Below are 24,892 nucleotides of genomic sequence, written 5' to 3'. Positions count from 1 at the left end.
GTACCGGGGCTGAGCGAGAGGGGGCACCGTGGAGAGTCCACGTCGTCTGATGGCCGGGGCGGTCCGCGCCGCCGACGCGCCCAAGGGCCTGCGGAAGGGCACCGTGCGCCGGGTGTTCGCCTTCAGCGGACGCCACCGGGGCAGGCTGCTGGTCTTCCTGCTGCTGACCGTGGTGTCGGCGGTGCTGGCGGTCAGCGCGCCGCTGCTGGCGGGCCGGGTGGTCGACCAGATCGTCGGCCGGGGCGCGGTGTCGACGGTGGTGTGGCTGGCGGTGGCCATCGCGGGCCTGGCCGTGCTGGACGCCGGGTTGGGGGTGGCGGCGCGGTGGCAGTCCAGCCGGGTCGGCGAGGGCCTGATCTACGACCTGCGGCGCGCGGTGTTCGAGCACGTCCAGCGGATGCCGGTCGCGTTCTTCACCCGAACCCGCACCGGGGCGCTGGTCTCCCGGCTCAACAACGACGTCATGGGCGCCCAGCGGGCCTTCACCTCGACGCTGTCGGGCCTGGTCACCAACGTGATCCAGTTGGTGCTGTCGCTGGCGGTGATGCTGACCCTGTCCTGGCAGGTGACCCTGCTGGCGCTGGTCATGCTGCCGGTGTTCGTCCTGCCCGCCCGCCGCGTGGGCAGGCGCATGGCCGACCTGCAACGCGAGTCCGCCACCCTCAACGCGTCGATGACCACGCAGATGACCGAGCGCTTCTCCGCCCCCGGCGCCACCCTGGTCAAGCTCTTCGGCCGCCCCGGCGCCGAGGCCGAGGAGTTCGGCGAACGCGCGGGCCGGGTCCGCGACATCGGCATCCGCACGGCCATGGCCACCCGCTGGTTCATGACGGCGCTGCAACTGGTCTCGGCCCTCGCCCAGGCCCTGGTCTACGGCCTCGGCGGCTACCTCGCGCTCACCGGGCAGCTCGCCGCGGGCACCGTCGTCTCCCTGGCCCTGCTGCTGACCCGCCTCTACAGCCCGCTGACCGCCCTGGCCAACGTCCGCGTCGACGTCATGACGGCGCTGGTGTCGTTCGAGCGCGTCTTCGAAGTCCTCGACCTGCCACCGATGATCACCGAGCGGAGCCGCACGACCCCGCTGCCCCCGGGACCGGTTTCGGTCGAGTTCACCGACGTCCGCTTCGGCTACCCCGCGGCGGAGAAGGTGTCCCTCGCCTCGCTGGAGGAGGTGGCCGTGCTCGACCGGCGCGAAGCCCGCGAGGTCCTGCACGGCGTCTCGTTCCGGGCCGAACCGGGCCAGCTCATCGCCCTGGTCGGTTCCTCCGGGGCGGGCAAGTCCACCATCGCCTCCCTGCTGCCCCGCCTCTACGACGTGGACGGCGGTTCGGTCCGGCTGTCCGGAGTGGACGTCCGCGACCTGTCCTTCAACACCCTGCGCGACACCGTCGGCGTGGTGACCCAGGACGGCCACCTCTTCCACGACACCATCCGCGCCAACCTCTCCTACGCCCGCCCGGGGGCGACGGACGACGACATCCGCGAAGCCCTCCGCGGCGCCCGCCTGGCCCCCCTCCTGGACGCCCTCCCCGACGGCTTGGACACCGTCGTGGGCGAACGCGGCTACCGCCTCTCCGGCGGTGAACGCCAACGCCTCACCATCGCCCGCCTCCTGCTGGCCCACCCCCAGGTCGTCATCCTCGACGAGGCCACGGCCCACCTCGACTCCGAATCCGAGGTCGCGGTCCAGGAAGCGCTGACCCACGCCCTGCGCGGCCGCACCGCCCTGGTGATCGCCCACCGCCTCAGCACGATCCGGGCCGCCGACCGCATCCTGGTGGTGGAGGACGGCCACGTGGTCGAGCAGGGCACCCACGACGCCCTGCTGGCCGCGAACGGCCGCTACGCCACCCTCTACCGCACCCAGTACGCCAAATCCACCACCGCCGCCTGACCACCGCCGCCGCCTGACCACCGCCGCCGCCTGGCGGCGCCGCCGCCTGACCACCGCCGCCGCCTGACCACCGCCGCCGCCTGACCACCGCCGCCGCCTGACCACCGCCGCCGCCTGGCGGCGCTGCGCCTGGCGGCGCTGCGCCTGGCGGCGCTGCGCCTGGCGGCGCTGCGCCTGGCGGCGCTGCGCCTGGCGGCGCTGCGCCTGGCGGCGCTGCGCCTGGCGGCGCTGCGCCTGGCGGCGCTGCGCCTGGCGGCGCTGCGCCTGGTCCCGTCCCTGCGTCGTATGGGCGCACCCCGGTCGGAAAGTTTCCCCCCGGTCTTGACCGTGCCGTAGCGGCATGGTTTCAACTTGGCCCCGTTCGACGTTCTGGTCCGGCTGAACGGCCGGGTTTCCGAGTGCGGCGCACCGCGGGTGCGCCGAGGGGGAGGTAATCGCGCATGCGAAGGTCGTTGTCCTTGACCGCGGTCTTGACCGCCGCGGCGGCGTTGGTGGCACCGGGGGTGTCGTCGGCGGCGCCCGCGCCGGTCACCACCGTGACGTGGGTCCAGTGCCCGGCGGAGGTGGCGGGTCGGGGCCTGGAGTGCGGGACGCTCCAGGTGCCGTTGGACTACCGGGAGCCCGGGGGGCGCAAGATCGAGGTGATGATCTCCCGGCTGGCCAGTGCGAACCCGGAGAAGCGCCGGGGCATTCTGCTGACCAACCCCGGTGGGCCGAGCCCGGGTCTGTCGTTCCCGGCCGACCTCAAGAGCTTCGGGTTGCCGCAGGGCGTGTTGGACGCCTACGACGTGATCGGCGTCGACCCGCGCGGCATGGGGCACAGCACGCCCGCGACGTGCGACCTGACGCAGGAGGAGCAGTTCGCGGGCAGCGTCCCGCCGTACGCGGTGACGCCCGCCGACGTGCGCGAGCGGGCGGTCGAGGTGCGGGAGATCGCGCGCAAGTGCGCGGCGTCGTCGACGGCGTACCTGTTGCCGCACAACACGACCGCGAACATCGCCCGGGACCTGGACCGGGTCCGCGCCGCGCTGGGGGAGCCCAAGGCGTCCTTCCTCGGCTACTCCTACGGCACGTACCTGGGCGCGGTGTACACCACGCTGTTCCCCCGGACCACCGACCGAGTCGTGATCGACAGCAACCTCGGTGCGGGCGGTTGGGACGTCGAGGGCGGTCGCATGTTCGGCCGCGGTGTGGAGGACACGTTCCCGGACTTCGCGAAGTGGGCGGCCGCCCACCCCGAGTTCGGCTTGGGCAGTACGCCCGGGCAGGTGCGCGCGAAGTACTTCGAGCTTGCCGCCCGCCTGGACAGGGCACCGGTGCAGGGCTTGACCGGGCCGCAGTTCCGCGCGCTCACCTTCGGGCGCCTCTACGGCACCGGTGACGCTGCGTTCGCGAAGATGGCCGCGGAGTGGATGGCGTTGGACACGAACACGCCGCCGCCGCCGGACGACACGCCCATTCCCCCGGGGCTCGAGAACCTGATCGCGGGCCGCTACTACGTGGTGTGCGGTGATTCCCGCTGGCCCACGTCGGTGCGGACCTATGAGCGCAACGTCGCCGTCGACCGTGTCCGCCACCCGATGTTCGGGGCGGCGGCGGCCAACATCTACCCGTGCGCCTTCTGGGCGGACCCCGTGGAGCAGCCGGTGCGGATCTCCGACCGCGGACCGCGCAACGTGCTCATGGTGCAGAACGAGCGCGACCCCGCCACGCCGCTGGCCGGTGCCCGGACGACGCGCCGCGCCTTCGGGGACCGGGCGGCGATGCTGACCATCGACCAGGGCGGGCACGGCGCCTACGCCCTGGGCGGGAACAAGTGCGCCAACGACGAGGTGACCGCGTACCTGCTCGGCGGGCAGCGCCCGGCGCACGACCTCAGGTGCGCCGCCGAGGCCCCGGCCCCGACTCCTGCCCGGGTTCCGCTCCCGACCATCGGGTAGCGCTCCCGGGCGACTCCACCACTGGCCGCGCCGCGTGTCCGCCCGCCCTTCCGGGGCGGCGGGCACGCGGCGCGGTTGTGGCCCGGTGCGTCAGGGGAGCTGGGTGCCCAGGTGCGGTACGCGGCTGCCGTAGATGTCGAGGTACTGGGCGTTGGCGGCGTCGCCGCCCTCGGCGTTGGAGCTGCGCCACAGGGGGAGGGTGACCGACTCGGCGGTGGCCAGGTCGTGCAGGCGGGCGAGGAGCTGGTTCCACAGGTAGGCGTTGCTCAGCGTCGACAGCGACGCCGTGACCGGGGCGGCCGTGGGGTAGGCGACGTCACCGGGGCCGGTGAGGGTGTCGAGGGTGACCGTGGCGTGGTCGAGCAGGCGGGAGCCCGCGCGCACCGGGGAGGCCGCCGACGTGGTCACCGAGGTGACGGCGACGACCGGGACCCCCGCTTCCCGCGCCGTGGCGGCCAGCTCCACCGGGTAGTGGTTGATGCCGGAGTTGGAGAACACGAACAGCAGGTCGTGGCCGGAGAGCGGGACCTCGGCGAAGACGCCCGCCGCGAGGCCGGGTTCGCGCTCGGCCGCCGTGGCCTGGCGGGCACCGCCGAAGACCTGGAGGCGGTCGGTGAACAGCGGGCGGACGCAGGCCAGGCCGCCCGCGCGGAAGAAGGTCTCCGCGACCGCGGCCAGCGAGTGGCCCGCCCCCGCGGTGAGCACCAGCCCACCCGCCCGGATGCCCGCGAGCATCAGCTCGGCCACCTCCCGCAGCGCCTCGTCGTTGCGTTCACCGACCGCGGTCAGGTGCCGGGACACCAGGTCGCCGTAGACGTCATCGGCCATCAGTTGTGCTCTCCTCGGTTTCCGGGCAGGTCGTGGGGGTGGTCGGCGTCGGCGCCGTTGGCGACGTCGGCGCACGGGACGTCGAGCACCGGGTGGGCGCGCAGGTACGGGCGGGCCCCGGTGTCCCCGTGGGCCGCGGCGGCCGCACCGGGCCAGTGGGCGCGGCCGAGCAGGACCGGGTGGCCGGGCTCGCCCGCGTAGGAGGCCCTGGCCAGCGCGTCGGGGTGGGCGAGCGCGGCGAGGCGGTCCACGGCCGCGTGGGTGACCCCGGGGGTGTCGACCGTCAGCACGACCACCGCGTCCGCGTCGGTGGGCAGCGCGGCCAGGCCGACCCGCAGCGAGGAACCCATGCCGGTGGCCCAGTCCGGGTTCCGCACGACGGTCGCGGCCAGCGGCGGCACCCGGTCCGCGCCGGCGCCGAGCACCACGACGACCGGGTCGCACCCGCCCAGCGCCACCAGCGCGTGCTCGACCAGCAGGCCACCGCCGAAGGGCACCAGCGCCTTGGGCATCCCGAACCGGCGCCCCCCACCCGCGGCCAGCAGGAGCCCGGCGACCCGGCTGCGGGGTGGGCCGGAGGCGTTCGCGGGCATGGCACGAGCTTAGTGGTCGGTGCCGGGGGTCCCTCAGCGGTTGATCAGGTCGGGCGGTGGGCGAGCTGCTCGATCCGACTGAGTTCCGCCGCCGGGTACGGGGTGCGTCTGCTCTCCCGTTGGAACCCGCGGTAGAAGTCCGTCATCACCTCGGCGAGCGGGGCGTGGCGGGTGAGGATCGCCGCGACCCGCGGCGGGACGCCGCTCGGGGACTCCCCCCGGGCGCAGGCGCGGATGAACGCGGTGCGTTCGTCCCCCTTGTAGCCGTACAGGGCGGTGATGAGCCAGCTCACCAGGTGCGTGACGCTGTAGCAGCGGTCATAGGTCTGGTGCCCGGCGAGGAAGTCGGTTTCCTCCTCGGACAGGGCGAACCGGGAGGAGATCGCGAGGCCGTAGTCCGCGAAGTACAGCCGCTGGCCGTCGGTCAGGATGTTCTGGAAGTGGGTGTCGAAGTGCAGCAGGCCACGGGCGTTCATGAACGAGGTCCCGGCCCGCAGTTGCGCCTCGACCACGGCGCAGGCCCGCTCGGTGGCCTCGTCGCCCGCCTCGACCTGGGCACCCAGCCAGTCGTGCAGGTTCTGCGGGATGTACTCCAGGAACACCGCGATGCTCGCCGGGGCGTCCCGCAGGGCCTCGACCCGGCGGCGCACCGCCGACCCGCCTCCCCAGTGGGCGACGGCCCGCTCCACGTCGGCCAGCTCCTCGGGGAGCGACTGCCCGGGGTGCGGCAGCACCCGCCAGTGGTACATCAGCGGGAAGCCCTCGTGGTCCTGGGCGAGCACCCAGTCCGTCGTCGTGGTGTGCACGGCCAGTTCCCGCCAGGCCCCGAAGCCCGGCGCCCCGATGACCCCGACGCCGTAGTGGCAGAAGGCGGGCAGCCCGAAGAGGTTCGCCGTGGACCGCAGGTTCTCCGGCCGCAGCTCCAGCTCGGTCAGCGGCACCCGCTTGACGAACACCGGGGTCCCGCCGACCTCCAGCAGCACCGTCGTCCCGCCGATGCCGGACCCCACCGGTTCGCCGCCCTCGACGAGGTCGCGCAGTTCGCGATCACCGCACCGGGCCAGCGCCGTGGAGACGGCACCGTGAGCGGCCAAGCGCGCACCGAGCGACATGTCAACGCCCTCGACGATGGCCCCCACCAACCTTCGACGTGAAAGTGTTGTCTGCCAACGGTTGTCGTCGACACACTGCGGTTCCCGCCCGCGACCCCTGCCCGCGGCGAGCGGCGACCCGGCTCACCCGGGCAACCCGGTGAGCCGGAACAGCGCCCGCGCGCACAGGTCGCGGGCATCGTCGCGGGTCAGCGCGCGCTCGCGCAACCAGTCCAGGCAGACCGCGACGATGAACGCCATCCAGCCGCGGACCGCCACCCGCAGCGCCACCGGTGCCTCGCCGCCGGGGTGCAGGGCGTCGACGATCCAATCCTCCTGGCGGGTGTGGTTGGCGGCGAGGATCGCGCGCACCTTCTCGTCGGCCAGCGCGGCCCCGCCGTGCAGGGCGCGGTAACCGGCCTCGTTGTCCTCGGCGTAGCGGAAGTAGGCGTCCAGGCCCGCCACCAGTTGCTCGGCGACCAGCAGCGCCGGGTCGGGCTCGGTCATCGCCGGCATCCGGTCGGCCTCGGTCTGGATGATCGCCGTGGCGAAGTCCCGCTTGGTGGGGAAGTAGTGGTAGAGCAGCCCTCGCGAGACCTGGGCCAGTTCGGCGACCTGGTCGACCCACACCTCGTCGTACGGGCGGTCGGCCAGCAGCCGGGCACCGATGCGCAGCAACTGGTCCCTGCGCTGCTCGACGGTCATCCGGCTGCGGGGGAACCGGAGGCGTTCGCGGCCATGGCCCGAGCTTAGTTGACACGGGTTCAGCAGCGTGCGAGAGTCCTATTGAACGTGGATTCAACAAGCCCTGGGCTCGAAAAATCGTTGCACGACAACGCTTTTTGTCGGTACGTCACCGTTTTCGACACGGCGCCTACCCGGGTCCGGGTGCGCGCCCGGCACGGGACGAGGCGGACATGCGCGAGCGCGACACGGTGGCCGGGCACCTGGCCGCGACCCTGGCCGACCTCGGCGTCGGGCACGTCTTCGGCGTCGGCGGCGCCAACATCGAGGACGTCACCGCCGCCGTGGCCCGCCACCCCGCGCTGACCGGCGTGCTGGCCAAGCACGAGTTCGCCGCGGTGGCCATGGCCGACGGCTGCGCCAGGAGCGGCAACCGCCTCGGCGTGGTCGTGGCGACCTCCGGCGGCGGTGCGCTGAACCTGCTCGCCGGGCTCGCCGAGGCGCACGCCGCGCGGGTGCCGGTCCTCGCGCTCGTGGGCCAGCCGCCCACCGGGCAGGAGGGCCGCGGCGCCTTCCAGGACACCAGCGGCAAGGCCGGTTCCCCCGACGCGCGGCGGGTGTTCGCGGCGGTGACCCGGTTCTGCGCCAGGGTCGACGACCCGGCGGCCCTGGGCCCGGCCCTCTCCGGCGCCGTCGCCCACCGCGGCGGGCCCGCGGCGTTGTTGCTGCCCAAGGACGTCCAGTGCGCCGTCGTCGACGCGCCGCGCGGCTGCCCACCGCCGGGCCCGCCCGACAGCGACGGCGGCCGCACCCGCGCCCGCGTGCGCGCGCTGGTCGGGCGGGTGCGCGCCGCCGGGGGAGAGGTGCTGGTGATCGCCGGGGACGGTGTCGCCCGCGCCGACGCCCGGGCGGAGTCGGCGCGGCTGGTCGACCGGCTCGACGCGTCGATCGCGGTGGCGCCGGACGCCCGCGACGTCTTCGACAACCACGACCCGCGCTTCGTCGGGGTGGTCGGGGTGATGGGCCACCCGGCGGTGCGCGGGCACGCCGAGCGGGCCGCCCTCTGCCTGCTCGTGGGCACCCGGCTGCCGCTCGTGGCCAGACGGGCATCGAGGACGCGCTCGCGGGCGTGCCGCTGGTCTGCTTCGACCGCGCGGAGCCGTTCGTCGGCCCGTGCCACCGGCTGACCGGCGACCTCCGCCGCGAACTGGCACTGCTGGCCGCCTCCCTCGCCGACGCGGGCGCCGCGCCGCGCCCCGGTCCCGCTCCCCGCGCCGCTGCCCGTCCCGCCGCACCCCGGCCGGGGAACGTCCTATTCGGACGCCGTGGCGGCCGTCGCCGCCGCCCTGCCCGACGACGCGGACGTGTTCGTGGACGCGGGCAACACCGGCGCGGGCGCCGTCCACCACCTGCCCGCGCCGCGTCGCGGCCGGTTCGTCGTCGCGCTCGGCATGGGCGGCATGGGCCACAGCTTCGGCGCGGCCATCGGCGCCGCCTTCGCCCGTGGCCGCCGCTGCTACGCCATCGCCGGGGACGGCGCGTTCTTCATGCACGGCATGGAGGTGCACACCGCCGTCGAACACCACCTGCCTGTCACCTTCATCGTCTTCGACAACAACGCCCACGGCATGTGCCCCACCCGCGAGGAGCTGTTCCTCGACGGCGTCGACACCGGCAACCGGTTCCGCAGGTCGCACCTCGGCGCGGGCATGGCCGCGATGTTCCCCGGTCTCGACGCCCGGCACGTCGACACCGCCGCCGACCTGCACCGGGCCCTGGTCGACATCGACGCGGGCCGGGCGCCCGCGTTCGTCTCGACCGAGTGCCCTCGCCGGGCGGGGCGTGTGGGTCGGTGACCTCTGGGACCTGTTCCCCGCGGGCCACCTGATGGAACTGCGCAACCTCAAGGCGATCTGCGAACACCGCCACGCCGCGGGGCACCCCGCTCACCCCGGCGTCGTGGGGCGGGCGCGTGGTCCCGGTCAGCCTCACCGACGTCTCCTCCTACCTGCCCGGGCGCCGGGTCGCCGCCGACCACTTCGCCGCCCTCGCCGGAACCGACGAACTCGCCGACAACGCCATGTTCCGCGCCCCCCGCCACCGCTACCACGTCACCGACGAGACCGCCGAGGACATGGTGGAGCGCGCCGCCGCCGGGCTCGTCGAGCGGCACGGCACCTGCGCGGTGTCCGGTGTGGACGTGCTCATCACCCACACCCAACTGCCGGACCTGCCGGTCGTCGGCTGCGGCGGCACCGTCGCCCGCAGGCTCGGCGCGCTGCTCACCGTGTCCGACGCGTCCCCGATCCTCGACGTGGAGTGCAGGCACCACCCCGAGTTCGCGGGCGACATGACCGTGGTGACCGGTGACGGCCGCCGCTACTGGGCGCCGGGCACCGGGCAGTTGCGCGTCGGCTTCACCGAGTCGGGGATCGCCGAGGTCCTCACCCGGGGCAACCGGCTGGTGCCCGAGGCCGCCGCCGCGGTCTGCGACCGCATCGGTGTGGACACCACCGACATCGACCTGCTCGTGACCAACCAACCGAACCGGGTGTTCCTGCGCACCTGGCGCGAAGCGCTGCGGTTGCCCGCCGAACGCCACCCCGACACCTTCGACGACTGCGGCAACCTCTTCGGCGCGGCCATGCCGCTGACGCTCGACCGGGAACTGCGCGCGGGCCGGGTGCCCGACGGGTCACTGGTGGTGTTCGCCGGGTTCGCGCACGCGGGCGACTTCTCGGCCGCGGCGGCGGTCTCCTGGCGGCCGTGAAGGGTGAACGCCCGACCTCGCGGCCGTTTGTGGGGTAGTGTCGGCATTGGTCGGGATCACCAGCCGCTCGCACTCGGCGGGCGCGATCCCCCACCAGTCCGATCCGGTACTGCCGGTCGGGGACGGGAGCATCGGCCTGTCCGGCCCTCCGCTCGCTCTGCCGCCTCACGGCTGTCGCGGTTCGTTCTCGCCGCCCGCGACCACCCGCGCTCCGAGGTCCGCCGCGCCACCCCGCTTCCCCGTCGCCCGCGACCACCGCGCGGCCCCGCACCGGCCCGACCGGACGGCGAAGACGGAGGTCCCGTGATCCACCCCGCACCGGGAAGACCCAGCCGCGACCCTGGCTCGTTCGCCCGGGGCCGAGCCGAGGCCGTCCGCGCAGAGGGCGTCGAACGCATGCGCGCGGGCCGCACCGTCGCCAGCTTCGCCCGCGACAGCGGCGACCGCCGCGACCTGCTGTCCATGCTCGACCTGCCGGACCCGGACGCCGAACCCGACACGGCCCCCGCCTACGACGCCCACGCCCTGTCCGCCGCGCTCGACGCCTACGTCCGCGCGGTGGCCACGACCGTCGGGGTGCCCCCGGAGGGCGTCACCTGCGAGGTCACCGACACCGCCACCGCCTACCTCGCCCTCAGCCGCCGCGTCCCCGAACACCCCGGCCGCGACCTGATGCTGCTGTGGACCGAGGGCCAGGGCTGGGCGGTCTCCGTGGAGACCCGCCCGGGCGAACCCGCCATCGTCCTCGCCCGTCTCGGCGGCGACCCCGTGCCCCCACCGCTGTCGGTGGCGGGCCTGGTCGCCCACGCCCTGCACCCCGACGGCCCACCCCCGGCGCAACCGGTCACGCCGCTGGACCGCTCGGCCCTCGTCGAGCGCCTCAGCCGCTACCTGCGCTGACCCCAGAAACCCACCCGGCACGGACACGCGCCCGCGTGCCCGTCCAACCCGTCAGGAGCAACACGATGACCCAGGGAACCGTCAAGTGGTTCAGCGGCGCGAAGGGGTTCGGCTTCATCACCCCCGCGGGCGGCGGCGCCGACCTGTTCTTCCACCACTCCGCGGTCCACGCCTACGACCCGGCGGGCCTGCCGGACTCCCAGGCCGTCGAGTTCGAGGTGGGCGAGGGCCGCAAGGGCCCCGAGGCCACCACGGTCCGCGCGGTCTGACCGCGCCCACCCGCCACCCGGCCCCGAGCACCCACCAGGTGCCCGGGGCCGGGTTCGTTTCCCAGCCCCAGCCACCGGCCCGCCCCACCGACCGCAGGCCGGCGGTCGGCCACCGCGAACCCCACCGGCGCAGCGGCCCAATCAGCCACCCCGAAAATCGCCGGCCTGACTAAGCAGATGCGTGGGTAGGTGGGTGGATGCGCTTACTCAGCCGACCACCCCACGAACCGCCGGCCCGGCCAAGCAAAGGCCCGGGTGGGCGGATGCGCTTGCCCAGCCGACCACCCCGAAAACCGCCGGCCCGGCGAGCGGACTGCCCGGGTGGGTGGATGTGTTTGGCCGGGGGTGGCGATCATGTGACAGCCTGCCTGGGCGGTGGGGCATCTTTTCAGCCCCACCTGACGCACTGGAGCACATGATCGCCATAGGGGCCCCGGCCAAACACATCCACCCAGCCGGGCACACCCACCAAAAGACCGGGCCTGAGCCGAAGCGCACGGCCGGGCACACCCACCAAAAGACCGGGCCTGAGCCGAAGCGCACGGCCGGGCACCACCACCAAAAGACCGGGCCTGAGCCGAAGCGCACGGCCGAGCACACCCACCAAAAGACCGGCGCTTCAAAGCCGGGCGACCCGAACCCCCACGCTAACGGATGTGGTCGAGGATCAACCCGGTCATCAGGTCCGGAGCCTCCTCAGGCACCCAGTGCGACACGTCCTCCACCATCTCGAACCGGTACGGCCCGCTCACCCACTTCTCGCACCCCAGCGCCGCCGTCGACCCGATCGCCGCGTCCTCGGTGCTCCACACGTACATCGTCGGCACCGCCACCCGGTCCGGGATCGGGTTGTGGTGCATCGCCCGGTACCAGTTCAGCGCGGCCGTGAGGGCCCCCGGCTCGCTCATCCGGCCCACGTACTCGTCCACCGCCGATGGCGGGATCTTCCAGTCGAAGACGCGCCGCAGCAGCGCCGCGTCGTCGGCGAGGAGCTTGCGCTCGGCGGTGCGCTCGCGGAAGACCGACATGTACTGCGAGCGCAGGTGCTGGTCCTCGTCCTCGCGCAGCGCGGCGTGCAGGGCGCCCGGGTGCGGGATGGACACCGCGGTCAGCGTGCGCACCCGCTCGGGGAAGGACGCGGCCACGTTCCACGCCACCGCCGCCCCCCAGTCGTGGCCGACCAGGTCGAACTCCGGCCAGCCGAGCGCGTCGGTCACCGCCAGCACGTCGGTGACCAGCTCTTCCATCCGGTAGTCGAGGACGTCCTCCGGGCGGACCCCGGGGGAGTAGCCGCGCTGGTCGAACGCCACCGCCCGCCTGCCCGCGTGCCCCAGCACCGCCACCTGGTGCGCCCACTCCTGCGCGGCCTGCGGGAACCCGTGCAGCAGCAGCACCGGCGGGTCGCCGGGACCCCCGGCGGAGATGCTGTCGAAGGTCCCGCTGGTCGTCTCGATCTGGCCGTACTCGCTCACCCGGGGAGGTTATCGGCACCCACCGACAGTCCCTGTGACGTGGGTCGCGGATTCCACGGCAGGCCGGGTGGGCGGACCGCGGCGAAGATTGCACCGTGGACAACGCCTCGCAACCCCGACCGCACCTGACGGTGTTCGACCCGGCGCCCGGTCGCGGCGTCCGCGCCGTGGTGCTGGTGCTGCACGGTGGCCGCGAGCGCAGCCGCGCCCCGGTCACCCGCCACCAGCTCGCCTACCTGCGCATGGTCCCGTTCGCCCGCGACCTGCACCGGCGCGGCGCCGACGCCGGGGTCGCCGTCTGGCTGCTGAAGAACCGCTACCGCGGCTGGAACGCCCCCGACCTGGACGCGGTCCGCGACGCCGAGTGGGCCCTGGAGCGGGTCCGCGCCGCCCACGGCGACGTGCCGGTCGTGCTGGTCGGGCACTCCATGGGCGGGCGGGTCGCGCTGCGCGTGGGCGGTGACCCGTCGGTGGTCGCGGTGGCCGGGCTGGCGCCCTGGTGCAAGCCGGGGGAGCCGGTCGAGCAGTTGGCGGGCCGGGCCGTGCTCATCGCGCACGGCGTGCTGGACCGGATGACCGACCCGCGCCTGTCCTACGACTTCGCCCGCCGCGCCCGCGCCGTGACCGACCGGGTGGTGCGCTTCGACGTGCCGGGGGAGGGGCACGCGATGCTCCGCAAGGCGGGGAAGTGGACCCGGCTGGTGACCGGTTTCGCGCTGGGTGCACTCGACACCCAACCGATCGACCCGGTCATAACGAATGCCTGGCGAACGCCCTCGGTGGAGGGGCTCCGGGTTCCGCTCTAGGAGGTAGCAGTGACGGTCGAGAGGCAGCGCGTTGCGGTCGTCGGGAGCGGGGTGTCCGGTCTGACCGCCGCGTACCTGCTCCAGCGTCGTCACGACGTGACCCTGTTCGAGGCCGACCACCGCCTCGGCGGGCACGCGCACACCCACGACCTGCCCACCCGCGACGGTGGCCTGGCCCAGGTGGACAGCGGGTTCATCGTGCACAACGAGCGGACCTACCCCAACCTGCTGCGCCTGTTCGGCGAGCTGGGGGTGGCCACCCGCGACTCCGAGATGTCGATGAGCGTGCGCTGCCGGGGCTGCGGCCTGGAGTACGCGGGCGCCCTCGGGGTCAGCGGCCTGTTCGCCCAGCCCAGGAACCTGGCGAACCCGCGCTACCTGCGGATGCTCGCCGAGGTCAAGCGGTTCCACGTGCACGCCCGCCGGGTGTTGCGGGAGGACCCGGGGGAGATCACCCTGCGCGCCTTCGTCGTCGTCGGCGGGTACTCCCGCTACTTCGTCGACCACTTCCTGGTCCCGCTGGTCTCGGCGGTGTGGTCGGCGGGCGCGGAGCTGTCCATGCGCTACCCGGCGCGCTACCTGTTCGAGTTCCTGCACCACCACGGGATGCTCGCGGTCACCGGGTCCCCGCGGTGGAAGACCGTCGTCGGCGGCTCCCGGACCTATGTGGAGCGCGCGGTGAAGGGCCTGACCGCCGTCGAGGTGTCCACCCCGGTGCGCGCCCTGGTCCGCCACGCCGACCACCTGGAGGTCCGCGACGACGCCGACGTGGCGCACCGGTTCGCCAAGGTCGTCCTGGCCACCCACCCCGACCAGGCGTTACGCCTGCTGGTCGACCCGACCGCGGCCGAGCGGGAGGTGCTCGGCGCGTTCGAGTACTCCCGCAACGAGACGCTGCTGCACACCGACGCCACGGTCCTGCCCACCGCGCCCGCCGCCCGCGCCTCGTGGAACCACCTCAAGCCCGCCTGCTCCTCCGACAGCGGCCCGGTCAAGGTCAGCTACCACATGAACCGCCTCATGGGGCTGTCCGAACCGGAGGACTACGTCGTCACCCTCAACGCCCCCGAGGAGGTCGACCCGGACCGGGTGCTGCGCTGGATGGCCTACGAGCACCCGATCTACACCCCGGAGTCGCTGGCCGCGCAGCGCCGCCTGCCGGAGCTGACCGACGACCGGTTGGCCTACGCGGGCGCCTACCACGGCTGGGGCTTCCACGAGGACGGTTGCGCCTCCGGTGTCCGGGCCGCCGAGGCGCTGGGCTCCCGGTGGGTGAAGTGACCGGAACGTCCACCGGGACCGCCGATCGCACCGCGGCGGTCGAACCGGTGGTGGTGCCCGCCCTCTACGACGCCACGGTCAGCCACGTGCGGCGCGAGCGGATCACCAACGACTTCTCCCACCGGGTCTACACCTGGCTGGTCGACCTGGACCGGCTGCCGCGGCTCCCGGTCTGGTTGCGACCGTTCGCCCGGTTCGAGGCCCGCGACCACCTCGGCGACCCGAACGGGTCCATCAAGGACAACCTTGTCGCCTGGTTGGGGGACCAGGGCGTGGAAGTGACCGGTCGGGTGTTGATGCTGGCCAACGCGCGGGTACTCGGGTACGTGTTCAACCCGCTGACGGTCTACTGGGTGCACGACGCGTCCGGTGCGCTGCTGTGCGTCGTCGCCGAGGTGCACAACACCTACGGCGAGCGGCACTGCTACCTGCTGCGGACCGATGCGGACGGTCGCGCCAGCACCACCAAAGAGTTCTACGTGTCACCGTTCCTGGCGATGGGCGGTCACTACCTGATGCGCCTGCCCCGGCCCGGTGCCAGGCTCGCACTGACGGTGGCCCTCCGGCAGAACGGCTCGACGCCGTTCACGGCCACCCTGTCCGGGGTCCGGACACCCGCGACACCCGCGGAGGTGCTGAGGATGGCGCTGCGGCGACCGCTCATGCCGCAGCGGGTCAGCGCCCTCATCCGCCGCCACGGCATCGCCCTGTGGGCGCGCCGCGTCCCGATCGCCCGCCGCCCGCGGCACGTCCCGCAAGGAGGAGTCCAGTGACCGAGACCCCGCTCCGGCGCGGTGAGACGGCGCCCGCCGGTCCCGCGCGGCCGCGCCCCGACGACTGGGACGGGCTGTTCACCCCACCGGTCAGCCCCTTCCGGGCCCGCGTCGCGCGGAGCCTGTTCCACAACGCCGTGCGCACGCTGCCGGTCCGGGTCGTCTTCCCCGGCGGGCGGCGGATCGGCGCGGGCGGACCCGACTCCCCGGTCATGCGCGTCCCCCGGCCCACGGCGTTCTTCCACCGGCTCGGCGCCGACGCCAAGATCGGCTTCGGCGAGGCGTACATGGTCGGCGACTGGACCAGCAACTCCCTGGCCGAACTGCTGACCGAGTTCTCCGCCCGCATGAGCACCCTCATCCCGCCGAAGTTGCAGGCGTTCCGCCGCTGGGTCGACCGCAGCCAGCCCAGCGAGGAGGAGAACACCGTCGAGGGGTCCCGGGACAACATCCACCGGCACTACGACCTGTCGAACGAGCTGTTCGAGACCTTCCTCGACCCGACCATGACCTACTCCTCGGCGTGGTTCGCCCCCGGCTCCACCGACCTGCGCCAGGGCCAGCTCCGCAAGATCGACGGCGTGCTCGACCACGCCAGGGTCGGCCCGGAGTCGCACGTGCTGGAGATCGGCACCGGCTGGGGCGCCCTGGCCATCCGGGCGGCCCAGCGCGGTGCCCGGGTCACCTCGCTGACCATCTCCACCGAGCAGAAGCGCCTCGCCGAGCAGCGCGTCCAGGAGGCGGGTGTCGCCGACCGGGTGCAGGTGCTGCTGCGCGACTACCGCGAGGCCCAGGGCAGCTACGACGCCGTGGTCAGCGTGGAGATGATCGAGGCGGTGGGCGAGCGGTACTGGCCGACCTACTTCGCCTCGGTCGACCGCCTGCTCAAGCCGGGCGGGCGCTTCGGCCTGCAGTCGATCACCATGCCGGACGACCGGATGCTGGCGACCAAGGACTCCTACACCTGGATTCACAAGTACGTCTTCCCCGGCGGGATCATCCCCTCCGCGGAGTCGATCGACCGCACCCTGGCCCGGCACACCGGGATGCGCGTGCACGCCCACCGCGACTTCGGCCACGACTACGCCGAGACGCTGCGGCAGTGGCGCCTGCGGTTCACCGACCAGTGGGCCCGGGTCGCCGCCCTGGGCTTCGACGAGACGTTCCGGCGGATGTGGGAGTTCTACCTCGCCTACTGCGAGGCCGGTTTCCGCTCCGGCTACCTCGACGTCCGGCAGTTGTCGATCGGCCGCTGAGCCGGGCCCGGGTCGGGTGATCTTGACCGGTCACCCGGCCCGTATCGTCTGCTGGCAACCTGCGGCCCGGTCGGGCGTCTTGCAGGATGAGTGGGACAGTCCCGCGACATGGCCTCCAGGAGAGCTGGGTCTCGATGAGCTACGGACACGGACAGCGGCAGCCGGGGTGGCAGCAGCCCGCACAGGGACGCCCGTCGCGCGACCCGCGCTTCCGCCCGCCTGGCCGCCCCGCACCCGGCCACGGCGGCCCGGTGGGTCCCGGTGGACCCGGCGGTCCGGCCGGTCGTGGCGGTCGCGGTGGCTACGGCCCGCCGCCCGCCCCGCCGCGGCGCAAGCGCCGCTGGCGCAAGGTGGTCCTGACGGCGCTGCTGCTGGTCGTCGCCCTGTTCGCGGGCACCTGGATCTACCTGGAGACCTCGCTCAACCGCGAGGCCGCCCTCGCCGACTACGAGGGCAGGCCCGCCGCGGGCGCGGGCACCAACTGGCTCATCGTCGGCTCCGACAGCCGCGAGGGCCTCTCCGCCGAGGACCAGGGCCGCCTGAACACCGGCGCCCCCGAGGGCCGCCGCACCGACACCATCATGCTGATGCACATCCCGGACAACGCCACCAAGCCCACGCTGGTGTCGCTGCTGCGCGATTCGTACGTGCCGATCCCGGGCAAGGGCAGCAACAAGCTCAACGCCGCCTATGCCTTCGGCGGCCCCGCCCTGCTCGCGCAGACCGTCGAACGCGTCACCGACCTGCGCATCGACCACTACATCGAAATCGGCCTCGGCGGCTTCGCCGACGTGGTCGACGCGGTCGGCGGCATCGAGATGTGCCCGCCGGAACCCCTCAAGGACCCGCTCGCGGGCATCGACCTGCCCGCGGGCTGCCAGGAACTCGACGGCGCCAACGCCCTGGGCTACGTCCGTACCCGGGTGGGCCCCCGCGCCGACCTCGACCGGGTAATCCGCCAGCGCGAGTTCATCTCCGCCCTGACCGACAAGGCCACCAGCGTCGGCACCCTCATCAACCCCTTCCGCCTCTTCCCCCTCCTCGCCGCCGCCCCCGACGCCGTCACCGTCGACGAGGGCGACCACCTGCACAACCTCCCGGGTCTGGCCCTGGCCATGGCCGACAGCGAGCTGATCACCACCACGGTCCCGTTCAGTGGCAGCAAGAAGGTCGGCGGCCAGGACGTCATCCTGTGGGACAAGCCCAAGGCCCTGGCCCTCTTCGAGGCCTTGCGCACCGACGCCGATGTCCCGGCCAACGTCATCGTCGGCCCACCCGCCTAGCCCGGCACGCGACTGCCCGCCCGCTCGTCGAGAGGGCGGGCAGTCGCGCGTCCGGGCGTCCTGGAGGTCTTCCCCGCCGCTCGGAGTGGTCTGTCCGGCGCTGTCGCGGTGACGCCACGCGCCCGTACACTCGCTCGCTGCACCCGCCCCGGCGTGCAGCGAAGGAGGACACGCGTGACCACCCTGCGCACCCGTCTGTCCCAGGCCCTGACCGCGGCAGCTTTCACCGCGGCGGGCCTCACCCTGGCAGCCCCGGCCACCGCGACCCCAGCACCCCGCCCACCAGCGGTCACCCACGGCCCCTGCCAGTTCACCGCCACCCCGGACGACCCCGCCGCCCGCCCGGTTCCGCTGCCCCCGGACCCCCGGCACACCCCCGACCGCGGCAAGGTCGACGTGAAGCTGTCCACCTCCCAGGGCCCCATCACGGTCACCCTGGACCTGGCCAAGGCCCCCTGCACGGCCCTGAGCTTCCTGCACCTCACCCTGCACCGCTTCTACGACGCCACCACCTGCCACCGGCTCACCGCCTACCCCACCCTCAAGGTCCTCCAGTGCGGCGACCCGAGCGGCACCGGCGAAGGCGGCCCCGGTTACCGGTACAAGGACGAACTGCCCACGGACCTCCCCCCGTACCCCGGCGACACCACCGGCTACCGCAAGCTCTACGCCCGCGGTGTCCTCGCCATGGCCAACGCGGGCCCCGACACCAACGGCAGCCAGTTCTTCCTGGTGTACGGCGATTCCGCCCTGCGCGCCGACTACACGGTCTTCGGCACCGTCGACGCGCCGGGTCTGACCACTCTGGACCGGGTCGCCGCCGCGGGCACCGTCCCCACCGCCGAGGACCCCGCCCCGGTCGACGGCACGCCCGCGGCCACCACCACCATCGCCAGGGCCAGGATCACCGGCTTCCGCTGGTGACCCCGCCGGTCCCGGCCGGACACCCGGCCGGGACCGCCGAGAAACAGCGCGCCGGGTGAACACCAGGGGCGCCCAAATCCCCCTGGCGGGTCGGCGGGATGACCCGTTCGGACCAATTCGCGGCAGCGGCGCGTGAGCGCTCAAGATCGAACAGGTGAACCGGGCGACTTTCGGGTTCTGCTCCCGGGGAATCTCGCTAGCGTCTGGCCTGCCCGATCCCGGGCAGCGGGAACTTCGTGCCGGAGGCGCAGCAGATGAAGTGGACACAGCGGGTCGGAGCGGTCGTCGCGGGGTGGGTGGTCGCCCTGACGGTGATCGCGCCCGTTGCGCAGGCGGAGACGGCGGCGCCGCTGTCGCCCAGGGAGTGTTCGGCCGAGCTGTACCAGGGGGACCGCAGGCTCGGGCCGGAAACGCTGCCCAGGCTGGGGTCGGTGGGCTTCCAGACCGCGCTCTACAGCCGGACCGGCCTGCGCTCGACCGAGGACTTCCTCGGCAGGTACTACGACGACGCCGCCAACAGTTGGCGCTACCCGCCGCAGGACGGTTACGTCCTCAGGGGGGACGGCACGCCGGTCAAGTGGGAGCAGACCCTGTTCCGGGGCCAGCGCATCGACCGCTACGGCAGTGAGTTCGGCGGCTTCCTGGCCCCCGAGGGACTCCCGTACACGACCCGATCCATCCCGCCGTCCAACCTGGTCGGGAACCCGGCGGCCGGTTGCAACTACCACATCTACAAGGTGCTGCGACCGTTCGACGTGAACGCCGGTCCGATCGCGCCGTGGTTCTACCAGCTCGGCGGGGGGCTCCAGTACCAGCTCAACGGGACGCTGATCCCGGGAGCACCCGGTCAGGTGAACGTGATGTGGCTGCTGGACAACGGTTACCTCGAACGGATCGTCTAAAGTGGCAGGTGTCCGGCCCACCCCCGACGTGGGCCGGACACCCCTGCCTCACGCGGCGCTCGTGCGCCCGCGCAGCACTTCCAGCGCCTTGTCCGCGTGCACCGCGAAGCGCAGCTCGCTCTTGACGGCGTCCAGGACCGTGGAGTCCGTGTCGATGACGAAGGTCTTGCGCTTGGTCAGCAGCGGGCCGAACCTGCGCCGCACCCCGAACTGGGTGGCCACCACACCGTCCGGGTCGGACAGCAGCGGGTAGTCGAACGAGTTGACGGCGGCGAACTGGGCCTGCTTGTCCACCGGGTCCGGGCTGATGCCGACCCGGTGCGCGCCCACCTCGGCGAACTCGGCGGCCAGGTCGCGGAAGTGGCAGCTCTCCGCGGTGCAGCCGCCGGTCATCGCGGCCGGGTAGAAGAACAGCACGACCGGGCCGGTGGCCAGGAACCCGCTCAGCGAGCGGTCGACCCCCTTGTCGTCCCTGAGGGTGAAATCGGTGACCTTGTCCCCGGGTTTCATCGGAGCGCTCCTCGTTCCTTCGGTGGCAGTGGGAAGAACCCGCTGGTGCGGGCCACGTAGTCGGCGTACCCGGGTCGGCTCGACGACAGGTGCTTCTCCGTCATCGGCTTGCCGGTGCCCTTGGCGAGGGTGAACGTCATGGCGATGGGGGACAGGACCGTCGCCGCGCCCGGCCAGGAGGCGCAGGCGAGCAGGTACAGACCCCACCACACGGCGGCGTCGCCGAAGTAGTTCGGGTGGCGGGTGTAGCGCCAGAGGCCGGTGTCGAGCACCTTCCCCCTGGTGGACGGGTCGTTGGCGAACGCGCTGAGCTGGCGGTCGCCGACGGTCTCGAAGACGAACCCGACCAGCCACACCGCCACCCCGACCCAGGCCAGTACGCCGAACGAGTCGGCGTACTGGGCGGCCTGCACCGGCAGGGACACGAACCACATCACCGCGGCCTGCACCAGGAACACCCGGACGAACACGTGCGACCGGGGGTCGCCCTTCGCCCGCCGCGCGATTTCCGTGTAGCGGCGGTCCTCCGGTTTGCCGTGGTTGCGGACGTGCAGGTGCACGGCGAGCCGCACACCCCACACCACGGTCAGCGCGGTCGTCACCAGCCGCAGCGCGAGGTCGCCGGTGGCCAGCGCGCAGGTGACCACGGCGACGACCGCGAAGCCCAGCCCCCACACGGTGTCCACCGTGTCGTACCGGCCCCTGGCGAGGCTGACGCCGAACGCGGCGACCATCACCACCAGCACCACACCGAGGCTGATGAGCGCGTTCGACAGCAGGGTCACCGCGAGACCTCCTCCTGCGGCCGGGCGACCTCCGCGCGGTGGGCCAGCAGCTCCGCGCGGGTGCGCGGCAGACCGGAAGACCCGACTGCGGTGGGCCGCACGGCGAGGACCTGGTCCACGCCCATCCGGTTCTCGGCGAACGCCAGCCCGCCCCCGGCCAGGTAGAGGCGCCACACGCGGGCCTGCTGCTCACCGACGATGGCGACCAGCTCGTCCCACTTCTCCTCCAGCGTCTGCGCCCACGCCCGCACCGTCCACAGGTAGTGCTCGCGGATCGACTCCACGTCGCGGACCTCCAGGCCCGCGCCCTCCAGGAGGTCGATGGTCTGCCCGACCGGGCGCATGTTCATGTCCGGGGCCACGTAGGACTCGATGAACGCGCCACCGCCCTGCGCCGTGGCGCCGCGCGACATCTGCTGCAACAGCAACCTGCCCTCGGGCTTGAGCATCCGGAACAGGGTGGCGGCGTAGACCGGGTAGTTGCCCGCCCCGACGTGCTCGCCCATCTCCAGGGTGCCGATGGCGTCGAACAGGCCGTCGTCGCCCTCGTCCAGCTCCCGGTAGTCCTGCAACCGCACCTCGACCCGGTCGGTCAGGCCCTCGCGCTCCAGGCGGTCGAGGATGAACTGCCGCTGCTCGGTCGACAGGGTGATGCCCAGGACCTCGACGCCGTAGTGCTTCGCCGCGTGCACCGACAGCGAACCCCAGCCGCAGCCGACGTCGAGCAGCCGCATCCCCGGGCGCAGCCCCAGCTTGGTGCACACCAGGTCGAGCTTGTCGCGCTGCGCGTCCTCCACGGTGTAGCCGGGCTCGCGCGAGGTCCAGTACGCGCAGGAGTACGCCATCTGCGGGTCCAGGACGCGGCGGTAGAACTCGTTCGACAGGTCGTAGTGGTGGGCGATGGCGGCGCGGTCGCGGGCCCTGGTGTGCTCGGTGCCGCTGAGCCGGGCCTCCTCGGCGGGCGCGGGCGGTCGGGGACCGACCACGCCGAGCCGCACGCCGGTGCCGAACAACCCCGCCTTCTCCCGCAGGCTCAGCCGGGGCGGGGAGATCCTGCTCTCCCGCTGCAACGCCCAGAACAGCGACAGCGCCTCGTACAGGTCGCCCTCGACGTCCAGGTCACCGGTCACGTACGCCCGCGCCAGGCCCAGCTCGTCCGGGTCCCAGAGCAGCCTGCGCAGCGCCCGCCTGCTGCGCACCACCCCGACCGGCCCACCCCGCGGCCCGGCCTCGCTGCCGTCCCAGGCGCGCAGCCGGATGGGCAGCGGGGCGCCGAGCACGCGCTCGACGACCCGGGCCAGAGTGGTCGCTACTGGTGTCGATCCGGCCACCGCGGGGCTCCGTTCGTCCGGTGGGTTGTGCTGTCCGGTGGGGGCGCCACCGCAGGGGGTTCGGGACCGCTGGCTCGCGGGATTGGCGGGTGCGGTGCGATCATCACCGGATGACCCAGGTGGTGACCCGCGACCGGCGGTTGGCCCACGCGGTGAGCGAGGTCTTCGCCCCCGCCGTCGTCGTGGTGGTGCTCCCGCTGGCCGTGGCCTGGTCGGCCACCGGCTTCGACCCGTGGTGGACGCTGGTCTGGGGGCTGGAGGTGGCGCTGTTCTCCAGCGTCATCCCGATGGCCTTCATCATCCGCGGCGCTCGGCAGGGCCGTTGGGACACCCACCACGTCCGCGACCGCGAGCACCGCTTCCTGCCGCTCATGGTCGGCCTGGTGTCCACCCTGGTCGGATTGGCGGTCCTGGTCCTCGGCGGTGCGCCGCGCGAGGTGCTGGCGTTGTCGCTGTCGATGCTGGGCACGCTGGTGGTGTGCATCGCCATCACCCGCCGCTGGAAGGTCTCGCTGCACGCCGCGGTGGCCGGGGGAGCGGTGGCGATGATCACCCTGCTGTACGGGTGGTGGTCGCTGCTGCTGCTGGTGCCGCTGGTGGCGGTCTGCTGGGCCAGGGTGGTGCTGGGGGAGCACACGGTGGCGCAGGTGGTCGTGGGCTCCCTGCTCGGGCCGGTCTTCGGCGGCGCGGTGTTCCTGCTGGTGCGGTGACGCCCTTGCGCTAGCGCGATCCGCCCGCGCCGACGCCCTCGGGTCCCAGCACGTCCAGCAGGGCCAGCGCCTCGCTGTCGCGGGAACCGGGTGGCGCGGTGTAGAGCACGACGTGCTGGTCGCGGTCGGTGAGGGCGAGGGAGTCGCAGTCGACGGTGATCTCACCGACGACCGGGTGCCGGAACGTCTTGGTGAGCACCGGCACCGCCTGGATGTCGCGCCGTTCCCAGAGCCGGGCGAACTCGGGGCTGCCGTCGAGCAGTTCCTCGACGAGCCCGGTCACCCCGGGGTCCGCCGGGTACCGGGCGAGGGCGGCGCGCAACTCCATGACGACGCGGTGCCGGAACTCGGCGAGGTCGGAAATCCCGTACAGCACCGCCTCGGGGTGCGGTGACCCGAGGAACGCCCTGCGCGCCAGGTTGCGATCGCGCGGGGCGAGCCCGGCGAAGTCCTCCATGAGCGCGGCCGCCAGGTCGTTCCACGCCAGGACCTCGAACACCGCGGACATCACGAACGCCGCCGTCCGCGGGATGCGCTCCAGGAGGGCGAGGATGCTGGGGCGGACGTCGCGGCGGTGCCTGCCGGTCCTCGCCGGGGCGGTGCCCGCCAGGACGTGGAGGTGGTCGGACTCCACGTCGGTCAGGCGCAGCGCGCCCGCGATCCCGGCCAGCACTTCGCCGGACGGACGCCGGGCCCTGGCCTGTTCGAGCCGGACGTAGTACTCGGTCGAGATGTGGGCGAGCACCGCGACCTCCTCGCGGCGCAGGCCCGGGGTCCGCCGCCGCGGACCCGACGGGAGACCGACGTCCTCCGGTCGGAGCCGCTCGCGCCTGCTGCGGAGGAACGCCCCGAGTTCCTGCTTGTCCATGTCCCCAGCTTGCGCGCCGGGTGGCCGCGGAGCCAGGCACAATCGGTACCTGTATCCGGTCCCCGAGCCGCCGGGACGCTGTCGGCATGACAACCAGCACCCCCATCGGCCTGCTCACCGACAAGGTCGTCTTCATCACCGGCGCCAGCCGCGGCATCGGCGCGGCCGCGGCCCGGCTGTTCGCCCGGGAAGGCGCGGCCGTCGTCCTCGCCGCCCGGGGCACCGACGCGCTCGACCGCCTCGTCACCGAGATCCGCGCCGACGGCGGGACCGCCGACGCCGTCGCGCTGGACCTCGCCGACCGGGCGGGCATCCGGGCCGCCGTCGACCGGGTCGAGCAGTTGCACGGCGGGCTCGACGGTGCCTTCAACAACGGTGCGGCCATCCAGCACCGACCCGGTCCGCTCGACACCACCGGCGAGGAGGACCTCGACGAGCAGTACGCCGTGAACTTCCGCGCGCACTGGACGGCCATGGTCGCCGAGGCCGCGCTCATGCGCCGCGGGGGCGGCGGGGCGATCGTCAACACCTCGAGCATCGGCAGCCGCCGCGCAAACCCCGAACTCCCCGCGTACGGCGCCATGAAGCGGGCCCTCAACAGCATCACCGAGACCGCCGCGGTGACCTGGGCCCCCACGGGCGTCCGGGTCAACGGCATCGCCCCCGGCGGCACCGCCACGGAGATGATCGATGCCTGGGAGGCGGCCACCCCGGGCGTCGTCGACCGGATCAACGCCTCGATCCCGCTCGGCCGGATGGCCGAGCCGCACGAGGTCGCCGAGGTGGCGGCGTGGCTGCTCAGCGACCGCGCCGCGATGGTGACCGGAACGATCATCCCGGTCGACGGCGGCGCGGGCGCCTGACGTCGACGGGCCCCGCTCCGCGGTGGCGAAAAGAGTGCCCCACAGCCCAGGCAGGCTTGCACATGATCGGCTCCCCCACCCAAGCAAATCCACCCACCCGGGCACATCCGTAGCCGGGCCGCCGGTTTCCGGGGTGGTCGGCGGCTGCGCCGCTGACGG

General features: G+C 73.3%; 25 protein-coding genes. 16 read left to right on the top strand and 9 right to left on the bottom strand.

Annotated features, from left to right (window positions below; genetic code table 11):
- Positions 1–49 precede the first annotated feature (49 nt).
- Together DFQ13_RS24305 and DFQ13_RS24295 are read left to right on the top strand one after the other, a co-directional pair.
- Positions 50–1,894 (top strand): ABC transporter ATP-binding protein, encoded by a 1,845-nt coding sequence (locus DFQ13_RS24305; protein ID WP_407643204.1) that lies wholly within the window; start codon positions 50–52, stop codon positions 1,892–1,894.
- Between the two features lie 440 nt (positions 1,895–2,334).
- Positions 2,335–3,834 (top strand): alpha/beta hydrolase, encoded by a 1,500-nt coding sequence (locus DFQ13_RS24295; RefSeq protein WP_110081486.1) that lies wholly within the window; start codon positions 2,335–2,337, stop codon positions 3,832–3,834.
- Between the two features lie 90 nt (positions 3,835–3,924).
- On the opposite strand, the gene DFQ13_RS24290 is transcribed toward DFQ13_RS24295, so the two are convergent.
- The 4 genes from DFQ13_RS24290 to DFQ13_RS24275 form a co-directional block, all read right to left on the bottom strand.
- Positions 3,925–4,662: a sugar isomerase domain-containing protein gene (locus tag DFQ13_RS24290; RefSeq protein ID WP_035284064.1), complete on the bottom strand. Its 738-nt coding sequence runs from the start codon at positions 4,660–4,662 to the stop codon at positions 3,925–3,927.
- Positions 4,662–5,255: a nucleotidyltransferase family protein gene (locus DFQ13_RS24285; protein ID WP_110081485.1), complete on the bottom strand. Its 594-nt coding sequence runs from the start codon at positions 5,253–5,255 to the stop codon at positions 4,662–4,664. Before DFQ13_RS24285 ends, DFQ13_RS24290 begins: the two co-directional genes overlap by 1 nt.
- Positions 5,256–5,299: 44 nt before the next feature.
- Positions 5,300–6,349: a hypothetical protein gene (locus DFQ13_RS24280; RefSeq protein WP_233438558.1), complete on the bottom strand. Its 1,050-nt coding sequence runs from the start codon at positions 6,347–6,349 to the stop codon at positions 5,300–5,302.
- A gap of 141 nt (positions 6,350–6,490) precedes the next feature.
- Positions 6,491–7,051 carry a TetR/AcrR family transcriptional regulator gene (locus DFQ13_RS24275; RefSeq protein ID WP_110081483.1) on the bottom strand — a complete coding sequence of 187 codons (561 nt, stop codon included), beginning with the start codon at positions 7,049–7,051 and terminating at the stop codon, positions 6,491–6,493.
- A 212-nt stretch (positions 7,052–7,263) separates the two neighbouring features.
- Here DFQ13_RS24275 and DFQ13_RS24270 point away from each other — a divergent pair, with 212 nt between their 5' ends.
- The 5 genes from DFQ13_RS24270 to DFQ13_RS24250 all read left to right on the top strand — a co-directional run bounded on the left by DFQ13_RS24270 (position 7,264) and on the right by DFQ13_RS24250 (position 10,969).
- Complete coding sequence (locus tag DFQ13_RS24270; protein ID WP_110081482.1) at positions 7,264–8,217, top strand: thiamine pyrophosphate-binding protein; 954 nt, start codon at positions 7,264–7,266, stop codon at positions 8,215–8,217.
- A 138-nt stretch (positions 8,218–8,355) separates the two neighbouring features.
- Positions 8,356–8,886, top strand: coding sequence for a thiamine pyrophosphate-dependent enzyme (locus DFQ13_RS24265; protein WP_181400133.1), 531 nt, complete (start codon positions 8,356–8,358; stop codon positions 8,884–8,886).
- 116 nt (positions 8,887–9,002) lie between these two features.
- The gene (locus DFQ13_RS24260; protein ID WP_110081480.1) at positions 9,003–9,800 is read left to right on the top strand and encodes a 3-oxoacyl-[acyl-carrier-protein] synthase III C-terminal domain-containing protein; all 798 of its coding nucleotides are present in this window, start codon (positions 9,003–9,005) and stop codon (positions 9,798–9,800) included.
- Positions 9,801–10,196: 396 nt separating this feature from the next.
- Positions 10,197–10,700 carry a DUF6292 family protein gene (locus tag DFQ13_RS24255; protein WP_233438557.1) on the top strand — a complete coding sequence of 168 codons (504 nt, stop codon included), beginning with the start codon at positions 10,197–10,199 and terminating at the stop codon, positions 10,698–10,700.
- 65 nt (positions 10,701–10,765) lie between these two features.
- On the top strand, positions 10,766–10,969 hold the full coding sequence (locus tag DFQ13_RS24250; protein ID WP_035284068.1) for a cold-shock protein: 204 nt from the start codon (positions 10,766–10,768) through the stop codon (positions 10,967–10,969).
- 647 nt (positions 10,970–11,616) lie between these two features.
- Here the strand turns inward: DFQ13_RS24250 and DFQ13_RS24245 are convergent.
- The gene (locus DFQ13_RS24245; protein ID WP_110081479.1) at positions 11,617–12,441 is read right to left on the bottom strand and encodes an alpha/beta fold hydrolase; all 825 of its coding nucleotides are present in this window, start codon (positions 12,439–12,441) and stop codon (positions 11,617–11,619) included.
- Between the two features lie 95 nt (positions 12,442–12,536).
- Here DFQ13_RS24245 and DFQ13_RS24240 point away from each other — a divergent pair, with 95 nt between their 5' ends.
- The 7 genes from DFQ13_RS24240 to DFQ13_RS24210 all read left to right on the top strand — a co-directional run bounded on the left by DFQ13_RS24240 (position 12,537) and on the right by DFQ13_RS24210 (position 19,666).
- Complete coding sequence (locus DFQ13_RS24240) at positions 12,537–13,247, top strand: alpha/beta hydrolase (protein ID WP_035290202.1); 711 nt, start codon at positions 12,537–12,539, stop codon at positions 13,245–13,247.
- A 9-nt stretch (positions 13,248–13,256) separates the two neighbouring features.
- Positions 13,257–14,528 carry an NAD(P)/FAD-dependent oxidoreductase gene (locus DFQ13_RS24235; RefSeq protein ID WP_110081478.1) on the top strand — a complete coding sequence of 424 codons (1,272 nt, stop codon included), beginning with the start codon at positions 13,257–13,259 and terminating at the stop codon, positions 14,526–14,528.
- A 47-nt stretch (positions 14,529–14,575) separates the two neighbouring features.
- Positions 14,576–15,301: a DUF1365 domain-containing protein gene (locus DFQ13_RS24230; protein ID WP_110081561.1), complete on the top strand. Its 726-nt coding sequence runs from the start codon at positions 14,576–14,578 to the stop codon at positions 15,299–15,301.
- The gene (locus DFQ13_RS24225) at positions 15,298–16,557 is read left to right on the top strand and encodes an SAM-dependent methyltransferase (protein WP_110081477.1); all 1,260 of its coding nucleotides are present in this window, start codon (positions 15,298–15,300) and stop codon (positions 16,555–16,557) included. The genes DFQ13_RS24230 and DFQ13_RS24225 overlap by 4 nt, the downstream gene beginning before the upstream one ends.
- 134 nt (positions 16,558–16,691) lie before the next feature.
- Positions 16,692–17,840: an LCP family protein gene (locus tag DFQ13_RS24220; protein ID WP_110081476.1), complete on the top strand. Its 1,149-nt coding sequence runs from the start codon at positions 16,692–16,694 to the stop codon at positions 17,838–17,840.
- 183 nt (positions 17,841–18,023) lie between these two features.
- A complete protein-coding gene (locus tag DFQ13_RS24215; RefSeq protein ID WP_407643203.1) occupies positions 18,024–18,764 on the top strand; it encodes a peptidylprolyl isomerase in 741 nt (246 codons plus the stop codon).
- 254 nt (positions 18,765–19,018) lie between these two features.
- Positions 19,019–19,666, top strand: coding sequence for a TNT domain-containing protein (locus tag DFQ13_RS24210; RefSeq protein ID WP_110081475.1), 648 nt, complete (start codon positions 19,019–19,021; stop codon positions 19,664–19,666).
- A gap of 48 nt (positions 19,667–19,714) precedes the next feature.
- Here DFQ13_RS24210 and DFQ13_RS24205 read toward each other — a convergent pair whose 3' ends face one another.
- From DFQ13_RS24205 to DFQ13_RS24195, 3 genes are read right to left on the bottom strand one after another with little or no spacing between them, the layout of a single operon-like run.
- Positions 19,715–20,176 (bottom strand): peroxiredoxin, encoded by a 462-nt coding sequence (locus DFQ13_RS24205; RefSeq protein ID WP_035286131.1) that lies wholly within the window; start codon positions 20,174–20,176, stop codon positions 19,715–19,717.
- Positions 20,173–20,910, bottom strand: a complete 738-nt coding sequence (locus DFQ13_RS24200) for a DUF1295 domain-containing protein (RefSeq protein ID WP_110081559.1) — start codon at positions 20,908–20,910, stop codon at positions 20,173–20,175. Before DFQ13_RS24200 ends, DFQ13_RS24205 begins: the two co-directional genes overlap by 4 nt.
- Positions 20,911–20,957: 47 nt before the next feature.
- The gene (locus DFQ13_RS24195; protein ID WP_110081474.1) at positions 20,958–22,292 is read right to left on the bottom strand and encodes an SAM-dependent methyltransferase; all 1,335 of its coding nucleotides are present in this window, start codon (positions 22,290–22,292) and stop codon (positions 20,958–20,960) included.
- A gap of 110 nt (positions 22,293–22,402) precedes the next feature.
- Between DFQ13_RS24195 and DFQ13_RS24190 the strand changes: the two genes are divergently transcribed.
- Entirely contained in the window at positions 22,403–23,002 is a 600-nt protein-coding gene (locus tag DFQ13_RS24190; RefSeq protein WP_035286129.1) for a hypothetical protein, read from the top strand.
- Between the two features lie 10 nt (positions 23,003–23,012).
- Here the strand turns inward: DFQ13_RS24190 and DFQ13_RS24185 are convergent, their stop codons facing one another.
- Complete coding sequence (locus DFQ13_RS24185; RefSeq protein WP_110081473.1) at positions 23,013–23,870, bottom strand: helix-turn-helix transcriptional regulator; 858 nt, start codon at positions 23,868–23,870, stop codon at positions 23,013–23,015.
- A gap of 86 nt (positions 23,871–23,956) precedes the next feature.
- On the opposite strand from DFQ13_RS24185, the gene DFQ13_RS24180 reads away from it, so the two are divergent.
- Positions 23,957–24,733 (top strand): SDR family NAD(P)-dependent oxidoreductase, encoded by a 777-nt coding sequence (locus DFQ13_RS24180; RefSeq protein ID WP_110081472.1) that lies wholly within the window; start codon positions 23,957–23,959, stop codon positions 24,731–24,733.
- The last annotated feature ends 159 nt before the right edge of the window (positions 24,734–24,892 follow it).

The organism is Actinokineospora spheciospongiae (assembly GCF_003182415.1).
Classification (GTDB): domain Bacteria; phylum Actinomycetota; class Actinomycetes; order Mycobacteriales; family Pseudonocardiaceae; genus Actinokineospora; species Actinokineospora spheciospongiae.
This window is presented reverse-complemented; position numbering and strand designations above follow the sequence as displayed.